The 16,928-nt window shown below is 69.1% G+C and carries 15 protein-coding genes; all 15 read right to left on the bottom strand.

What is annotated here, in order from left to right; genetic code table 11:
- Positions 1 to 142: 142 nt before the first annotated feature.
- The 15 genes from ACI2L1_RS20530 to ACI2L1_RS20600 all read right to left on the bottom strand — a co-directional run bounded on the left by ACI2L1_RS20530 (position 143) and on the right by ACI2L1_RS20600 (position 16,900).
- Positions 143 to 1,333 (bottom strand): DivIVA domain-containing protein, encoded by a 1,191-nt coding sequence (locus ACI2L1_RS20530; protein ID WP_404740759.1) that lies wholly within the window; start codon positions 1,331 to 1,333, stop codon positions 143 to 145.
- 46 nt (positions 1,334 to 1,379) lie between these two features.
- Positions 1,380 to 1,664: a YggT family protein gene (locus ACI2L1_RS20535; protein ID WP_362662074.1), complete on the bottom strand. Its 285-nt coding sequence runs from the start codon at positions 1,662 to 1,664 to the stop codon at positions 1,380 to 1,382.
- 71 nt (positions 1,665 to 1,735) lie between these two features.
- Positions 1,736 to 2,377, bottom strand: a complete 642-nt coding sequence (locus tag ACI2L1_RS20540) for a cell division protein SepF (protein WP_404740760.1) — start codon at positions 2,375 to 2,377, stop codon at positions 1,736 to 1,738.
- Between the two features lie 129 nt (positions 2,378 to 2,506).
- The gene (locus ACI2L1_RS20545) at positions 2,507 to 3,226 is read right to left on the bottom strand and encodes a YggS family pyridoxal phosphate-dependent enzyme (RefSeq protein WP_404740761.1); all 720 of its coding nucleotides are present in this window, start codon (positions 3,224 to 3,226) and stop codon (positions 2,507 to 2,509) included.
- 6 nt (positions 3,227 to 3,232) lie between these two features.
- On the bottom strand, positions 3,233 to 3,961 hold the full coding sequence (gene pgeF / locus ACI2L1_RS20550; RefSeq protein WP_404740762.1) for a peptidoglycan editing factor PgeF: 729 nt from the start codon (positions 3,959 to 3,961) through the stop codon (positions 3,233 to 3,235).
- Positions 3,958 to 5,154 carry a cell division protein FtsZ gene (gene ftsZ, locus ACI2L1_RS20555; protein WP_404740763.1) on the bottom strand — a complete coding sequence of 399 codons (1,197 nt, stop codon included), beginning with the start codon at positions 5,152 to 5,154 and terminating at the stop codon, positions 3,958 to 3,960. The genes pgeF and ftsZ overlap by 4 nt, the downstream gene beginning before the upstream one ends.
- Before the next feature lie 287 nt (positions 5,155 to 5,441).
- Positions 5,442 to 6,236 (bottom strand): cell division protein FtsQ, encoded by a 795-nt coding sequence (ftsQ, locus tag ACI2L1_RS20560; RefSeq protein ID WP_404740812.1) that lies wholly within the window; start codon positions 6,234 to 6,236, stop codon positions 5,442 to 5,444.
- 20 nt (positions 6,237 to 6,256) lie between these two features.
- The gene (murG, locus tag ACI2L1_RS20565) at positions 6,257 to 7,351 is read right to left on the bottom strand and encodes an undecaprenyldiphospho-muramoylpentapeptide beta-N-acetylglucosaminyltransferase (RefSeq protein WP_404740764.1); all 1,095 of its coding nucleotides are present in this window, start codon (positions 7,349 to 7,351) and stop codon (positions 6,257 to 6,259) included.
- Between the two features lie 6 nt (positions 7,352 to 7,357).
- Positions 7,358 to 8,719: a putative lipid II flippase FtsW gene (gene ftsW, locus ACI2L1_RS20570; RefSeq protein ID WP_404740765.1), complete on the bottom strand. Its 1,362-nt coding sequence runs from the start codon at positions 8,717 to 8,719 to the stop codon at positions 7,358 to 7,360.
- 20 nt (positions 8,720 to 8,739) lie between these two features.
- Complete coding sequence (murD, locus tag ACI2L1_RS20575; protein ID WP_404740766.1) at positions 8,740 to 10,173, bottom strand: UDP-N-acetylmuramoyl-L-alanine--D-glutamate ligase; 1,434 nt, start codon at positions 10,171 to 10,173, stop codon at positions 8,740 to 8,742.
- The gene (mraY, locus tag ACI2L1_RS20580; RefSeq protein WP_404740767.1) at positions 10,155 to 11,228 is read right to left on the bottom strand and encodes a phospho-N-acetylmuramoyl-pentapeptide-transferase; all 1,074 of its coding nucleotides are present in this window, start codon (positions 11,226 to 11,228) and stop codon (positions 10,155 to 10,157) included. Before mraY ends, murD begins: the two co-directional genes overlap by 19 nt.
- Positions 11,225 to 12,625 (bottom strand): UDP-N-acetylmuramoyl-tripeptide--D-alanyl-D-alanine ligase, encoded by a 1,401-nt coding sequence (gene murF / locus ACI2L1_RS20585; protein WP_404740768.1) that lies wholly within the window; start codon positions 12,623 to 12,625, stop codon positions 11,225 to 11,227. Before murF ends, mraY begins: the two co-directional genes overlap by 4 nt.
- A gap of 4 nt (positions 12,626 to 12,629) precedes the next feature.
- Complete coding sequence (locus ACI2L1_RS20590) at positions 12,630 to 14,150, bottom strand: UDP-N-acetylmuramoyl-L-alanyl-D-glutamate--2,6-diaminopimelate ligase (RefSeq protein ID WP_404740813.1); 1,521 nt, start codon at positions 14,148 to 14,150, stop codon at positions 12,630 to 12,632.
- A gap of 213 nt (positions 14,151 to 14,363) precedes the next feature.
- Positions 14,364 to 16,340 carry a peptidoglycan D,D-transpeptidase FtsI family protein gene (locus ACI2L1_RS20595; protein WP_404740769.1) on the bottom strand — a complete coding sequence of 659 codons (1,977 nt, stop codon included), beginning with the start codon at positions 16,338 to 16,340 and terminating at the stop codon, positions 14,364 to 14,366.
- A gap of 5 nt (positions 16,341 to 16,345) precedes the next feature.
- On the bottom strand, positions 16,346 to 16,900 hold the full coding sequence (locus ACI2L1_RS20600) for a hypothetical protein (protein WP_404740770.1): 555 nt from the start codon (positions 16,898 to 16,900) through the stop codon (positions 16,346 to 16,348).
- Positions 16,901 to 16,928 lie beyond the last annotated feature (28 nt).

Genomic DNA, 16,928 nt, shown 5'->3' on the forward strand with positions numbered 1-16,928 from the left:
CAACCCGCACCCGCCCCACGACAAAACGCGGCACATCCAAAGGCGCCCGGCTCAGGCCAAGCAGCTAAAGGGCGGGGCCCCGGATCAAAAACCCGGGGCCCCGCCCTGAACGCTGCCGACGCCTAAGGCGTACTAGAGGCCGTCAGTTGTCGTCCTCGTCGATCAAGAACCCGCGCATCGGCGAGGGAGCCTGGCCCATCGGACCAGGGCCCTGCGGCCGTACCGGCGCCATCGGCTGGGTCATCGCGGGCGACATCTGCTGCTGACCGCCGTAGGACGGAGCGGCCGGCGAAGGACCGCCACCCATGCCCGGGTTGCCGTACGACGGCGCGCTCGCACCGGCCGGAGCCATGGACGGCGCCGGGGACGGCGGCAGCGACGCGGTCGCCGGGGTACGCGGCGGAGCCAGCGAGTCGTCGGCCTGGGTCTCCAGCTGACGCAGCTGCGACTCAAGGTACGACTTCAGACGCGTGCGGTACTCCCGCTCGAAGCCACGCAGGTCCTCGACCTTGCGCTCCAGCGTCGCGCGGGCGGACTCCAGGGAGCCCATCGCGACGCGGTGCTTCTCCTGCGCGTCCCGCTCCAGGGCGTCAGCCTTGGCACGGGCGTCACGCTCAAGACCCTCAGCACGCGAACGAGCCTCGCCCACGATCTTGTTGGCCTCGGAACGAGCCTCGGCGATCGCCTGGTCGGCGGTCTGCTGAGCCAGCGAGAGGACACGGGCGGCGCTGTCGCCACCGGGGCCCTGACCGGGGCCGCCCATCGGACCGCCCATGGGGCCGCCCATCGGACCACCCATCTGCTGCTGCATGGGCGGCTGACCGCCCATGGTGCCCTGGCCCATCGGGCCCTGACCCATGGGACCCTGGCCCATCGGACCGGGACCCTGCGGGCCACCCTGGCCACCGCCGGGACCGGCGGGCAGCTGCGGCGCACCGCTCGGCAGCTGGGGCGGGCCACCCATGGGGCCGCCCATCTGCTGCGGCGGACCAGATATGCCGGCAGGCACGGGCGCGCCGGGACCTGGTCCACGCATGCCCTGCTGCGGCATCCCTTGGCCGGGCATACCACCCTGCTGCATGCCGCCCTGCTGCATTCCGCCCTGCTGCTGGTCCTGCTGCTCCGGGGGCTTGCGCATGTTCTGCTGGTTCTGGGCAGCAGCGCGCGTGGCCGCGGCCAGTTTGGCGCGCAGGTCCTCGTTCTCGCGGAGCAGGCGGGTCAGTTCGGCTTCGACCTCATCGAGGAAGGCATCGACCTCGTCCTCGTCATAGCCTTCTCGGAGGCGGACGGTCGTGAACTGCTTGTTCCGCACGTCCTCGGGGGTCAACGGCATCTCTTCACCTCAACGTAGTCGTCGGCATTCGGCAAGACCGTATCGTTCACAGCCGGCTCACGACGGAGATCAGGATGTAGACGATGATCATCAGTACGAAGAAGGACAGGTCGAGCGCCACGCCCCCGAGACGCAGCGGCGGGATAACCCGCCGCAGAAGCTTGAGCGGTGGATCAGTGACAGTGTAGGTGGCCTCCAGAACGACCACCATCGCCTTGCCGGGTTGCCACGAGCGGGCGAACTGGAAGACGTAGTCCATGACCAACCGGAAGATGAGCACGATGAGGAAGCACATCAGCGCGATGTAGACGACATCCAGGACCACGCTCATTGCTGGTGCTTCCCTCTCCCCTGTTCCGTGCTGCTGGGTACTACTTGTACTGCTGTTTCCGGTCGTGCGTCTCAGCTCTGGTTGAAGAACCCGCCCTCTGCGATGCGGGCCTTGTCCTCCGCCGTGACATCGACGTTAGCAGGCGACAACAGGAACACCTTCTGCGTCACCCGCTCGATGCTGCCGTGAAGACCAAACACCAAACCGGCCGCAAAGTCGACAAGTCGCTTGGCGTCTGTGTCATCCATCTCAGTCAGATTCATGATCACCGGGGTGCCCTCACGGAAGTGTTCCCCGATGGTACGGGCCTCGTTGTAGGTCCGGGGGTGGAGCGTGGTGATTCGGTAAGGCTCTCGTTCCGACACGACCTTGGGCATGATCACCGGTGCGTTCTTCTCCAGGCTTGCGCGCTCTTGTGTGATGGATGCCACGGGCGCGATGCGCGCGGGGCGCACCGATTCCGCCGCGAGCGAAGAGGATCGGGGCACCGGGTCGCGCGCCACCGAGGGCTGCACGACTCTGACCGATTCATCCCTTTCGGGCTGAAGTGCCTGATGTGACTGGTGAGACGGTTCATGCCGTCGTCGGTCCCGCTCGGGCTCCGGATCGAGTTCCGGTTCGAAGTCGTCGTCGGGATCGAAACCGCGGCCGTCGTACCCATCGTCCTCCACGAGGCCGAGGTAGACCGCCATCTTGCGCATCGCGCCGGCCATTCTCTGAGTCCTCCGCTCTGTGGTGGATCGACTGACGACTGCCAAGTGCCCGCGATCCACGAGGTCGTTATGACCGCCTTCCGGCGGCAATGACCATATTTTCTGCTGTGGTCCGACTTCCTGGCGACGTTACCCGAGCCTGGGGCGGACTCCGAGTACCGCGGTGCCGACGCGCACATGTGTCGCCCCTGCCGCCACGGCCTGTTCGAGGTCCGCACTCATCCCTGCCGAGACCATGTTCGCAGCCGGATGGGCTCGGCGCAGGTCGGTCGACAAATCCATCAACCGCTCGAACGCCGCCTGTTCGCGTCCCGCGTACTCGCCGGTGAGCGGAGCGACGGTCATCAGCCCGTCGAGCCGCAACCCCGGAGCCCGAGCCACGAGATCCGCCAACTCCTCGATTCCGCCCGGTGCTACGCCGCCCCGCTCCCCTCGCTCGCTCGACCCGGCGTCGAGGGCGACCTGGATGAGACATCCCACTTCGCGCCCGACCTTCACAGCCTCCTTCGAGAGGGCCGTCACCAACTTCGAACGATCGACGGACTGCACAAGATCCGCGTAGCCGACCACGGATCGTACTTTGTTGGTCTGCAACTGACCGACAAAGTGCCAAGTAAGCGGCAGATCCGAGCATTCGGCGGCCTTGGGCGCTGCGTCCTGGTCCTTGTTCTCGGCGACATGACGCACGCCGAGCTCCGACAGCGTCCGCACGTCGCTCGCGGGGTAGGTCTTGGTGACCACGATGAGGGTCACCTCCTCGCGCCCCCGCCCGGCGGCCGCGCACGCGGCGGCGATGCGCTCCTCCACCTTCGCCAGGTTCTCGGCGAGTTCGTCCTTACGGTCCGTCATGCCCCATCAGTCCAGCCAGACATATCCCGCGAGTCGCCCCGTGGCGCGATCGCGGCGGTACGAGAAGTGGTCTCCGGACTCAAGCGTGCACGCCGGCGACTGCTGCCGGTCACGCACCCCGAGCCGGTCGAGCTGTGCGTGCACTCCGGCGGTCACGTCGACCGCGGGCGTGCCCCAGCTAGTCTCGGCGTGCGCCGCGGGTTCGACGGCCGCGACGTCGGCGCGCATCTCCTCGGGCACTTCGTAGCACTTGCCGCAGACGGCGGGTCCGGTGCGGGCGACGATCCGGGCGGGGTCGGCGCCGAGCTCGGTCATCGCGCGTAGCGCGGCGGGGACCACTCCGGCGACCATGCCGGGCCGGCCCGCGTGGGCCGCCGCGACGATCCCGGCGACCGGGTCGGCGAGCAGCACGGGGGTGCAGTCGGCGGTGAGGACGGCGAGGGCGAGACCACGCTCGGTGGTGACGATCGCGTCGACCTCCGGCACCGGCCGGTCACCCCACGGCGCGGAGACGACCTCGACGCCCGCCCCGTGCACCTGGTTCATCCAGACCACCCGGGCGGGATCGAGGCCGAGCGACTTGGCGGCCAGCTCGCGGTTGGTCCTTACGGCCCCGGGGTCGTCGCCGACCGCCCCGCCGAGGTTGAGCTCCTCATACGGAGCGGCGCTCACCCCGCCCCACCGGTCGGTGAAGGCGAAGTGCGCGCCGCTCACGCTCTCGCGCTGTCCTATCACTTCAGGAAGTCCGGCACATCCAGCTCCTCGGCCGCGCTGTCGGAGTAGGTCCGCGACGGTGGGACCGGCGGGCTGACCGGGAGATCGGCGGCCGGCTCGGTCGCGGGCTCCGGGTCCTCCTTCGGCGTGACGCTGCCGAGCGAGCCGAAGGACGGGCGGCTCTCGGTCTGCCGTACCGGAGTGGGCTCCTCGCGGCGCGCCGAGTTCGAGGACGAACCCATCACCGTCTCCCGGCGGGCGGGCGGCTGCCCCCCGTCGAAGCCGGCGGCGATCACGGTGACGCGGACCTCGTCGCCGAGGGCGTCGTCGATGACCGCGCCGAAGATGATGTTGGCCTCGGGGTGGGCGGCCTCGCTGACCAGCTGGGCTGCTTCGTTGATCTCGAACAGGCCGAGGTCGGAGCCGCCGGAGATGGAGAGCAGCACACCACGGGCGCCGTCGATGGACGCCTCCAGGAGCGGCGAGGAGATCGCCATCTCGGCGGCGGCCACCGCGCGGTCGTCGCCGCGGGCCGAGCCGATGCCCATGAGGGCCGAGCCGGCCTCGGACATGACCGACTTGACGTCGGCGAAGTCGAGGTTGATCAGACCGGGCGTGGTGATGAGGTCCGTGATGCCCTGGACACCGGAGAGCAGGACCTGGTCGGCCGACTTGAAGGCGTCGAGGACGGAGACCTGGCGGTCCGAGATGGACAGCAGCCGGTCGTTCGGGATGACGATGAGGGTGTCGACCTCTTCGCGGAGTTCGGCGATGCCGTCCTCGGCCTGGTTGGCGCGGCGCCGTCCCTCGAAGGTGAACGGGCGCGTGACCACGCCGATGGTGAGGGCGCCGAGGTTGCGTGCGATGTTGGCCACGACGGGCGCGCCGCCGGTGCCGGTGCCGCCGCCTTCACCGGCCGTCACGAAGACCATGTCGGCCCCCTTGAGGACCTCTTCGATCTCCTCACGGTGGTCCTCGGCGGCCTTGCGGCCGACGGCCGGGTTGGCTCCGGCGCCGAGTCCGCGGGTGAGTTCGCGGCCGACGTCGAGCTTGACGTCGGCGTCGCTCATCAACAGCGCCTGGGCGTCAGTGTTGATGGCGATGAACTCGACACCCTTGAGACCGACCTCGATCATCCGGTTGATGGCATTGACACCACCGCCGCCGACACCGATGACTTTGATGACTGCGAGGTAGTTCTGCGGTGCTGCCACGTCGAAGGCCTCTCGCCTCGAGTTACGTGTCGCCGAATCAACGAAGCACTGCTGCCTCGCGATCCAACGACTGATGCCGATTGGGACGGTCCGTAGCGCCGACCCGAACCCTAACGCTGAAGTTTAGGGTTACCAGTGTGTCTGTTCCCTGGAGTCTTCTGAACAGGACACTAAGTCGACAAGTGGCGCACGTTCAACGAACACGCCGAACCTCCCGTTTTTCTTTTCACCCTATGTGATCAGCCATAGCAGTGCCCAACCAGGGTGCTGGCCTGCGCTGATGTGCGTCAACTCCCCGATGACGCAGGGGCGATGGGGACGCTGACATCGAAGTGCCGAGCATCCGGCGCGGCTTTCATGAGAGCGGTGAGGGTACGGGCCTTGGCGGCACCCTTCTCGCTGCTCCCCCAGGCGACGGTCCGACCGCCGCTCAACTCCAGCGAGATGTCGTCGTACGAACGCACCTTGACGGAACGCGTCGCGCGGGCGACGGCGGCCGGAACGGCACCGGCGACGCGCACCGCTTCACGCACCAGCCGGTCCTCGCCGAAACGGCGCAGGCTCGCGGCCCGGGAGTCCGGCTGGGAGAGCGTCAATTCCAGTGTGGGGACGCCTTTCGGGGCCTCGGAAACCGTGGCGAATCGGACACCTTCATCGTCCACTTCGACAAAGTTTCGACCCTTTGCGACAAGTAGGACCGGAGTACGCTCGGTCACTTTCAGCCCGATTCCATGAGGCCAGGAACGGGAGACATCAACCACGTCAATTCGGGGCAACTTACGGCGCAGTCGTGCCGCGATCGCATCGGTGTCGACGGAAATCAACGGCGATCCGACCGGGACGTCGGCGGCCTCGCGCACCTGCGCCGGGGTCAGCACCTTGGTTCCCGAGATCGAGACCCGTTCGACGCGGAGCCACTGGGAGCCGTACAGCAGCCAGACGGAACCCGCCCCGAGGAGTACGAGCGCCACGGCGAGGATGATGATCGTACGAAGTCGACGCGGCCTCAACCGCCGGACGGGAGGCGGGCCGGACGACTCCTGCTGACGTTCACCGCGCTCGGCGGTAGTCGATCCGGCCACGCGCACTCCCTTTTCCCTGGCTACTGGCGTCGGTGGGAGGCGATCGCCTCGTACACCATGGCGACGAGCAGCTCGTCGGCGTCCCGGCGGCCGAACTCGGCGGCGGCGCGGGACATCTCGTACAGCCGGTGCGGGTCGGAGAGCACGGGCAGGACGTTGCCCCGCACCCAGTCGGGCGTCAGTTCCGCGTCGTCGACCAGCAGTCCGCCACCGGCCTTGACCACCGGCTGGGCGTTCAGCCGCTGTTCGCCGTTGCCGATGGGCAGCGGGACATAGGCGGCCGGAAGTCCGACGGCGGAGAGTTCGGCGACGGTCATCGCGCCCGCGCGGCAGAGCATCATGTCGGCCGCGGCGTACGCGAGGTCCATCCGATCCAGATAACTTACCGGGATGTAGGGAGGCATTCCCGGCATCTGCTGCACGTGCGGCAGTTCGTTCTTCGGGCCGACGGCGTGCAGGATCTGGATTCCGGCCTGCTGGAGCCAGGGCGCGGCCTGCTGGACGACCTCGTTGAGACGGCGGGCGCCCTGCGAGCCGCCGGAGACCAACAGGGTCGGCAGGTTCGGGTCGAGGCCGAACATCGCGCGCGCCTCGGGACGGGCGGCGGCCCGGTCCAGGGTGGCGATGGTGTGGCGCAGCGGGATGCCGATGTAGCGGGAGTTGCGCAGCTTACTGTCCGGCGTGGCCACGGCGACCTGGGCCGCGTACCGGGAGCCGATCTTGTTGGCGAGGCCGGGACGGGCGTTGGCCTCGTGGATCACGATCGGCACACCGAGCCGCTTGGCGGCGAGGTAGCCGGGCAACGCCACATAGCCGCCGAAGCCGACGACCGCGTCGGCCTTGGTGCGCTCCAGGACCTGCTCGGTGGCCTTGATCGTGCCCCGCAGCCGGCCCGGGACGGTGATCAGCTCAGGGGTGGGTTTACGGGGCAGCGGAACGGCCGGGATGAGCGCGAGCTCGTATCCCCGCTGCGGGACGAGCTTGGTCTCCAGGCCCCGTTCCGTGCCGAGGGCCGTGATTCCCACTCCCGGGTCCTGCCTGCGCAGGGCGTCCGCGAGGGCGAGCGCGGGCTCGATGTGGCCGGCGGTCCCCCCGCCGGCGAGTACGACATGCACCGAAATTCACCGCTCTCCGGACGAGCGCGCCGATGGGGCGCGCCGTCGCATCGTGTTCCATCTCCGAGGCGCCCGTGCCGACTCGGCGCCTCCCGCCCGCTTTCTACCAAAGCGAGGTTGCCGCATCGAAAGCGCCGCCCGCGCAGCGGGGTCGTCGCGCGCGAACGCGATCAGCAACCCGATGGCGAACATGGTCGGCAGCAGGGCGGAGCCTCCGTAGGAGAACAGCGGGAGCGGGACACCGGCGATCGGCAGCAGACCGAGCACCGCACCGATGTTGATCACTGCCTGAGCGGTGATCCAGGTGGTCACGCCTCCCGCGGCATACCTCACGAAGGGGTCCTCCGTGCGTCCGGCCACGCGGATACCCGCATAGCCTAGAGCCGCGAAGAGGGCGAGCACCGACAGCGTCCCCGCGAGGCCCAGTTCCTCACCGGTGACCGCGAAGATGAAGTCGGTGTGGGCTTCGGGGAGTTGACCCCATTTCTCCACACTCGCGCCGAGCCCGGAACCGAAGATTCCGCCCGAGGCGAGGGCGTAGATGCCGTGCACTGCCTGCCAGCAGTCGGCGGCCCCGGACTTGGGCTCGGTGGCGCCGATGCAGGCGAGCCTGGCCATGCGGTTGGGGCTGGTCTTGATGAGGATCATGCCGATGAGGGCGGCGACCGACAGCACTCCGACGAACAGCCGGGTCGGCGCACCCGCCAGCCACAGCAGGCCGAACAGGATCGCCGTCAGGATGATCGCGGTGCCCATGTCGCCGCCGAGCATGATCAGCCCGAGCAGCAGGAAGGCGACCGGCACCAGCGGCACCAGCATGTGCTTCCACTGGGTCAGCAGCTTCTTGTCCTGTTTGCGGGCGAGCAGGTCGGCCGCCCACAGCACGAGGGCGAGCTTGCCGAACTCGCTGGGCTGGATCTGGAAGGAGCCGCCCAGCGAGATCCAGTTCTGGTTGCCGTTGACCGACATCCCTATCCCTGGCACCTGCACCAGGGCCATCAGGAAGACGGCGCCCGCGAGGATCGGGTAGGCGAGTGCCCGGTGCAGCTTGACCGGCATCAGGGAGGCGATCAGCAGCAGGACGGCACCGATGGCGGCGGCCAGGAACTGTTTGCGGAAGAAGAAGGACCCCGGCAACGACATCTGCAGGGCCGTGATCTGGGAGGCCGAGTAGACCATCACCAGACCGAGCACGGTGATCAGCAGACTGCCGCCGAGGATCAGGTAGTAGGCGGTCAGGGGGCGGTCCCAGGCCCGCCTGGCGTTGCCGTACAGCCGTCGTACGGGGTTGTCGCGGGGCGGCCGGGAGACGGCGGGGCGGCGGGGCGCCCGCTGCACGGGCGGCCCGCCGCTACGGCTACTGGGCATCAACGCCTCCGCTACGTCGGTCAGGAGCCGAGTTCGCGAACCGCCTCCGCGAACGCGTCACCGCGCTTGTTGTAGTTGGCGAACATGTCCATCGAGGCGCAGGCCGGAGCCAGCAGCACCGTGTCACCTGCGACGGCGAGGCGTGAGGCCTCCTGGACAGCCGCGAGCATCGCCCCAGTGTCGGTCCGGTCGAGGTCGACCACGGGTACCTCCGGGGCGTGTCGCGCCAGGGCTTCGCGGATCAGGGCACGGTCCTGGCCGATGAGCACGACCCCGCGAAGTCGCTTTGCCGACTTGGCGACCAGCTCGTCGAAGGTCGCGCCCTTGGCGAGCCCGCCCGCGATCCACACGATCGACTCGTACGCCGCCAACGAGGCTTCCGCCGCATGGGTGTTGGTGGCCTTGGAGTCGTCGACATACGCGACCCCGCCCACGTCGGCAACGTGGGCGATGCGGTGGGCGTCCGGGATGAAGTTCCGCAGCCCGTCCCTTACGGCCCTGGCGGGCACCCCGAAGGCGCGTGCGAGGGCCGCCGCGGCAAGGGCGTTGGCGATGTTGTGCGGGGCCGGCGGGTTGACGTCGGAGACCTCGGCGAGCTCCTGGGCGTTCTTGTGCCGGTCCTCCACGAAGGCACGGTCGACCAGGATGCCCTCGACGACGCCGAGTTGCGACGGGCCGGGCGTGCCGAGGGTGAAACCGATCGCCCGGCACCCCTCCTCGACGTCCGCCTGGCGCACCAGGTCCTCGGTGGCCTTGTCGGCCATGTTGTAGACGCAGGCGACGCGATTGCCCTCGTAGATGCGGCCCTTGTCGGCGGCGTACGCCTCCATGGAGCCGTGCCAGTCGAGGTGGTCCGGCGCCAGGTTCAGGACGGCGGCGGAGTGGGCGCGCAGGGAGGGCGCCCAGTGGAGCTGATAGCTCGACAACTCCACGGCGAGGACGTCGTACTGCTCGTCGCCGAGCACCGCGTCAAGAAGGGAGACGCCGATGTTGCCGACGGCGGCCGTACGCAGCCCCGCGGCCTTCAGGATCGACGCCAGCATCTGGGTGGTGGTCGTCTTGCCGTTGGTGCCGGTGATCGCGAGCCAGGGGGCCGCGTCGGGGCCGCGGAGCCGCCAGGCGAGTTCGACGTCGCCCCAGATCTCCAGGCCGGCTTCCCGGGCCGCCGCGAACAGCGGCTTGTCCGGCTTCCAACCCGGGGCGGTGACGACCAGTTCGGTGCCCTCGGGCAGGGTCGCGCCGTCGCCGAGCCGGACGGTGACGTCCAGCGCCTCCAACTCGGCGGCCTGCTCACGCGCGCGTGCGTCGTCGCCGTCGTTGACGACCGTGACGACGGCCCCGCGCGCGTGCAGCACCTTGGCCGCCGGGATGCCCGAGACGCCGAGCCCGGCGACGGTGACGTGCTTGCCCTGCCAGTCGATGGACTCCGAGAAGGTCACTTTTCCGCTGCCCATCCCGCGTAGAAGAGGCCCAGTCCGACGATCACACAGATGCCCTGGATGATCCAGAAACGGACCACGACCAGGACTTCGGACCAGCCCTTGAGTTCGAAGTGGTGCTGGAGCGGGGCCATACGGAAGACGCGCTTGCCGGTGAGCCTGAAGGAGCCGACCTGGATGACCACCGACATGGTGATGAGGACGAACAGACCACCCATGATCGCGACCAGCAGCTCCGTGCGGGAGAGGATCGCGAGGCCGGTGAGCACACCGCCGAGAGCGAGCGAACCGGTGTCGCCCATGAAGATCTTGGCCGGCGAGGTGTTCCACCACAGGAAGCCGAGGCAGGCGCCCATCAGCGCGGAGGCGATCACCGCGAGGTCGAGCGGATCACGCACCTCGTAGCAGGCGTTCGGGTTGGTCAGGGTGCCCGCGTTGGCGCAGGACTCCTGGAACTGCCAGACACCGATGAAGGTGTAGGCGCCGAAGACGAGGACGGAGGCGCCGGTGGCGAGGCCGTCCAGACCGTCGGTGAGGTTCACGCCGTTCGACATCGCGAGGATCATGAACAGCGCCCAGACCACGAACAGGATCGGGCCGATCTTCCAGCCGAAGTCGGTGATGAACGACAACTTGGTGGAGGCCGGGGTGTTGCCGCGGGCGTCCGGGAACATCAGCGCCAGCACCGCGAAGCTGATGCCGACGATCAGCTGGCCGGCCATCTTCGCCTTGGCCCGCAGACCCAGCGAACGCCGCTTGACGATCTTGATGTAGTCGTCGAGGAATCCGACCAGGCCCATTCCGCACATCAGTCCGAGCACCAGCAGACCCGAGTAGGTCGGGGGGTAGCCGGTGATGAGCTTGGACAGGAAGTAGGCGGCAACCGTCGCCAGGATGAAGGCGATACCGCCCATCGTCGGCGTACCGCGCTTGGCGGCGTGCTCGCGCGGGCCGTCGTCCCGGATGTACTGGCCGTAACCCTTGCGCGCGAGCAGCTTGATCAGCAGCGGGGTACCGACCAGGGTCAGAAAGAGGCCGATGACTCCTGAGAACAGGATCTGCTTCATCATCGGGCGGCAACCTCACCCTCGGCATCGAGCAGCGCCTGCGCGACACCCTCCAGGCCGACCGACCGGGACGCCTTCACGAGGACGACGTCTCCCGGGCGCAACTCACTGCGCAGCAGGTCGACCGCCGCCTGTGCGTCGGACACGTGCACCGACTCCTCACCCCACGAACCCTCGTTATATGCGCCCAGTTGCAGCCAGGACGCTTCCCTGCCCCCGACCGCGACGAGCTTGCCGACATTGAGCCGGACGGCGAGCCGTCCGACCGCGTCGTGCTCGGCGAGCGCCTCGTCCCCGAGCTCGGCCATCTTGCCGAGCACCGCCCAGGTCCGCCGCCCCTTGCCCATCGCCGCGAGCGCGCGCAAGGCCGCTCGCATGGACTCGGGGTTCGCGTTGTAGGCGTCATTGACGATGGTCACGCCGTCCGGGCGCTCGGTGACCTCCATACGCCAGCGGGAGAGGGAGCCCGCCTCGGAGATCGCGGTGGCGATCTCACTTGCGGACATGCCCAGCTCATGGGCGACGGCGGCCGCGGCGAGCGCGTTCGACACGTGGTGCTCACCGTACAGGCGCATGGTCACTTCGCTTGCACCGGAGGGTGTGTGGAGCATGAAGGCGGGCTGTCCGCTGTCCATGAGTCGTACGTTCTCGGCGCGTACGTCCGCTTCGCCGGACTCTCCGAAAAGGATCACCTTCGCCTTCGTACGGGATGCCATGGCCCGTACGAGGGGATCGTCGGCATTGAGCACAGCTGTGCCGTCGTCCGGCAGTGCCTCCACGAGCTCGCCCTTGGCCTGCGCGATCTGCTCGCGTCCGCCGAACTCGCCGATGTGGGCGGTGCCGACGTTCAGGACGAGGCCGATCTTCGGGGGCGTCAGATCCGTGAGGTAGCGGATGTGGCCGATACCGCGGGCGCCCATCTCCAGGACGAGGAACCGGGTCTCCTCAGTGGCGGTGAGCGCGGTGAGCGGGAGCCCGATCTCGTTGTTGAGCGAGCCCGGTGTGAACACCGTCGGCGCCTTGCGCTGGAGCACCTGCGCGATCAGGTCCTTGGTGCTGGTCTTGCCGGCCGAGCCGGTGAGGGCGACCAGGGTCGCGCCGAGCCGTCGTACGACATGGCGCGCGAGGGCGCCGAGGGCCGTCTGGACGTCCTCGACGACGATCGCGGGTACGCCGACGGGGTGCTGGGCCAGCACGGCCACCGCACCCGAACGGACGGCCTGGTCCGCGTAGTCGTGGCCGTCGACGCGCTCCCCCACGAAGGCGGCGAACAGACTGTTGTCCTTCACCTGCCGGGAGTCGATGACGACGGGCCCGTGCACCTGCACCGACGGATCCGGTATGTCGTGCGTCTGCCCGCCGACGACTGAGGCGATCTCGGCGAGAGAGAGGGCGATCACAAGTTCATCCCTGGGTCTTCTGGATGGCTTCTCGAAGCACCTGGCGGTCGTCGAAGGGACGGACCACCCCGGCGATGTCCTGACCCTGCTCATGGCCCTTGCCCGCGACCAGCACGGTGTCTCCGGGCCGTGCTCGGGCGACGGCTGCGGCGATCGCGGCGGCCCGGTCCTCGAAGACCTGGACCTCGCCACGCTCGTGTACTGGCACGGACGCCGCACCTTCGAGCATGGTTGCGAGGATCGCGAGGGGGTCCTCGGAGCGGGGATTGTCGGAGGTCAGTACGGCGGTGTCGGCGAGGCGGGCCGCCGCGGCGCCCATGGGCCCGCGCTTGGTCCTGTCGCGGTCGCCTCCGCAGCCCAGCACGATGTGCAGGCTGCCCTCGGTGACCTTGCGGAGCGCCTTGAGGACGGACTCGACGGCGTCCGTCTTGTGGGCGTAGTCCACCACCGCCAGATACGGCTGTCCGGCGTCCACACGCTCCAGACGGCCCGGCACACCCGGCACCGCGGCGACACCGTCGGCCGCGGTCTGCGGGTCGAGCCCGGCGGCGGCGAGGGCGACGATCGCGGCGAGGGTGTTCGCCACGTTGAAGGGACCCGGCAGCGGCGACCTGGCTTCGATCCGCTCGCCCTCGGGGCCGATCACGGTGAACGTCGAGTCCATGGGGCCGACCTGGACGCCCGCGGCACGCCAGTGGGCGTCGGGGTGGCCCTCGGCGGAGAAGGTGACGACCGGGACCGTGGCTTCGTTGACGAGCCGACGGCCGTACTCGTCGTCGAGGTTGACGACGCCGAGACGGCTGCGTTTCGGCGTGAACAGCTGCGCCTTCGCCTGGAAGTAGTCCTCCATGTCGGAGTGGAACTCCATGTGTTCCGGGCTCAGGTTGGTGAAGACGCCGATGTCGAAGACACAGCCGTCGACCCGGCCGAGGACCAGCGCGTGGCTGGAGACCTCCATGGCGACCGCCTCGACACCGCGCTCACGCATGACCGCGAACAGGGCCTGGAGATCGGTGGCTTCGGGCGTGGTGCGCTCGGACTTGATGCGCTCGTCGCCGATGCGCATCTCGACGGTGCCGATCAGGCCCGTGTTGTTCTTGACCTTCAGACCGCCCTCGACGAGATAGGCGGTGGTGGTCTTGCCCGAGGTGCCGGTGATACCGATCTGGAGCAGATCGCGGCCGGGGTGGCCGTAGATCGTGGCCGCCAGTTCGCCCATCCGCGCGCGCGGATCGTCGACGACCAGGACGGGCAGGCCGGTCGCGGCGGCCCGCTCGGCGCCCGTCGGGTCGGTCAGCACCGCGACCGCGCCGAGGCCGACGGCCTGGGTGACGAAGTCGGCGCCGTGCAGGCGGGCGCCCGGGAGGGCCGCGTACAGGTCGCCGGGGCGGACGGCGCGCGAGTCATGGGTGATGCCCGTGACCTCGGCGCCGCTTTCCGACGTGGCGGAACCCAGCTGATCGGCGAGCTCCGCGAGGGGTGTCGCGGAGACCCGGACCGGCCGGGGCGGTCCCGGATATGTCACGGGTGCGCCCTTCTGGGTGGTTTGGGACTGATCAGCGTGTGGCACGGCGGTGAGCGTACCGGGCGCACCCGCCTCGGAGCGAAGCGAGGGGCGGGGCGTGCCCTGGTTGCCGGAGTCGGAGGTGGTCATCGTCACGAGGTGGTTCCTGGTGGCCTTTCCGAGGTGCTGACGAGGTGCTGATGAGGTGCTGATGAGCTGCTGATGAGCTGCTGATCAGGGCGAGTAGGTGACGGGCAGGTTCGCGGCCTTCGCTCCCGTGGGCGGGACCTGCAGGGACTTCAGTGCGAACTCCATGACCTGCTTGTAGACGGGTCCACAGATCTGACCGCCGAAGTAGCTGCCCTTGGTGGCGTTCTGGATGGCGCAGTAGACGGTGATCCGGGGCTTGTCGGCGGGCGCGAACCCGGCGAACGACGAGGTGTAGCCCTTGTACTTGCCGGTGGCCGGATCCACGCGGTTGGCCGTACCTGTCTTGCCCGCGACCCGGTAGCCGGGGATGCGGGCCTTGGTGCCGGTGCCCTCTTCGTCGTCCACGACCGACTCCAGCATCCGGGCGAGCGTCTTGGCCGTCTTGGTGCTGACGACCCTTGTCTCCTTGGGCTTCGCGGCGGGGGTGAAGCGTCCGTCGGGTCCCTTCGTGCCGCGCACGAGCGTGGGTTCGACGCGGACACCGCCGTTGGCGATCGTCGAGTAGACGGACGCGGCCTGCATCGCGTTGAGGGAGACACCCTGGCCGAAAGGAATCGTGTACTGCTGCGAGGTCGACCAGTCGGCGGGCTTGGCGAGGATGCCCGGGGTCTCGCCGGGGAAGTCGAGCCCGGAGTAGCTGCCGAGGCCGAACTTGCGCAGATAGGAGTAGAGGACCCGGTTGGCCTGCGCCTGGGTCTTGCCGAGCTGGCCGGTGGCCAGGATGGTGCCGATGTTCGACGACTTGGCGAGCACGCCGTTGAGCGTGAGGTACCAGGTCGCGTGATCGATGTCGTCCTTGAAGAGCCGGTCGCCGCGGTGCAGCCGGTTCGGCACGATCACATGCGTCTCGGGGGTGGCGACGCCCTGTTCCAGGACGGCGGCCATCGACATGACCTTGGCGGTGGAACCGGGTTCGTAGGCGTCCTGGAGGGCGGCGTTGCCCATGTTCACCGAGCTCGCCTTGGACAGGTCGTTCGGGTCGAAGCCGGGCGAGTTGGCCATGGCGAGCACCTGGCCGGTCTGCGTGTCCTGCACTATCACGTACCCTCGGTCCGCCTTGGACTCCTTCACCTGGTCGGTGATCGCCTTCTGCGCGGCCCACTGGATGTCACGGTCGATGGTGAGTTCGACGTCGCTGCCGGGCACCGCGGGGGTCTCGGTGGAGCCCACGGTCGGCACTTGTCGGCCGCCGGACTGGGCGTAGCGGATCTTGCCGTCCTTGCCTGTCAGCAGGGTGTTCAGCTGCTGCTCGACCCCGCCGCCGCCCTTGCCGTCGGCGTTGACCCAGCCCAGTATCCCGGCGGCGAGGTCGCCGTTCGGGTACACGCGCTTGGTGGTCGGCACGGACAGGACGCCCCCGAGGACGTTGGCGGTGCTCGGGTCGGTCTCCGCCTTGGTCGCGAGCGCGGACTTGAGGTCCTTGATCTGCTTCCAGACCTGCGGGGTCTGACGGCTCGCGAGCAGGACGTAGCGCAGCTTGTCGTCCTTGGGCCGCAGCTTCTCGACGATCGTCTCCTGCTCCTGCCCCAGGATCGGGGCGAGCAGGGCCGCGGCCTGCTCGGGACCGTCGTCGATCTTCAGTTGCTTGCGGGTGAACAGCGTGGGGTCGGCCGTGATGTCGTAAGCGTCCTCGCTGGTCGCGAGGGCGACGCCGTCCCGGTCGGTGATCCCGCCGCGCTCGGCGGCCAGGGTGTAGCCGACGTACCGGTTCTGCTCGGCCTTGGCGGCGTACGTGCTGGCGTCGACGGCCTGCACCTGGAGCAGTCGTACGACGAAGGCGGACAGCACGAGTGTCAGGGCGAGGCCGACCAGGCGAAGCCGGGGGCGGGGACTGCCCAGGCGGATGGTCTTGGGGGCCGCGGGACGGGGCGCCGCGGGGCGGCGGGCAGGACGGGCGCCGGGGCCCGGGCGCGGCCTGCCGACGGGTCGGGAAGAGCGCTCGGGGCGCGCGGGTCCGGGCACACGGCGGCGCGGCGGCTGCCTGCCGAAATCGTCGGACACTTCCGTCACCTGCCGGGGGTCGGGGTCGGGTAGGTCGAGGGCGGGACTTCGGAGGGGCCGGCCCCGGGCGTCTGTACGGCCTCGGGGGCCTCCGCGGGTGTGGGGCTGACCGTCGGCGTGGGGACGGTCACGGTGCCGATCGCCTCGGGCGCGAGGACGAGCGGCATCCGCAAGGAGGCCTGATCGGCGCCGGAGGCGGGCGACGGGACACCCTTGACCGTGCCGTCGGGATCGAGGAAGGCCGGGTCGCCGCCGGGCACCATGCCGAGTTCACGGGCGCGCCGCACAAGGGCGTCGGGGGCGGAGTAGGCGTCGATGTCCCGCTGGAGCGCCTGTTCCTCGTCGGTGAGGCTCTTGGTGTCCTTCTGGAGGTCGGTGAGCTTGAACGACCCTTCGCTGAGCGCGGAGTTCAGCACCAGCAGCCCGATGAGGCCGCCGCCGAGGAGGAGGACCACGAGGAGCACGAAGGGGGTGCGGGCTGCCTGCCCTGAGCCCGTCGGGCCGGGGAACAAGCGCGCGAGACGGGCCGCCCTCCCCCTCAGTTCGGGTTTCCTACTCACACGCCCTCCAGTGAGTCCGGTTTCCCAA

Origin of the sequence: Streptomyces sp. NPDC019531 (assembly GCF_044903305.1) — a bacterium.
Lineage (GTDB): Bacteria > Actinomycetota > Actinomycetes > Streptomycetales > Streptomycetaceae > Streptomyces.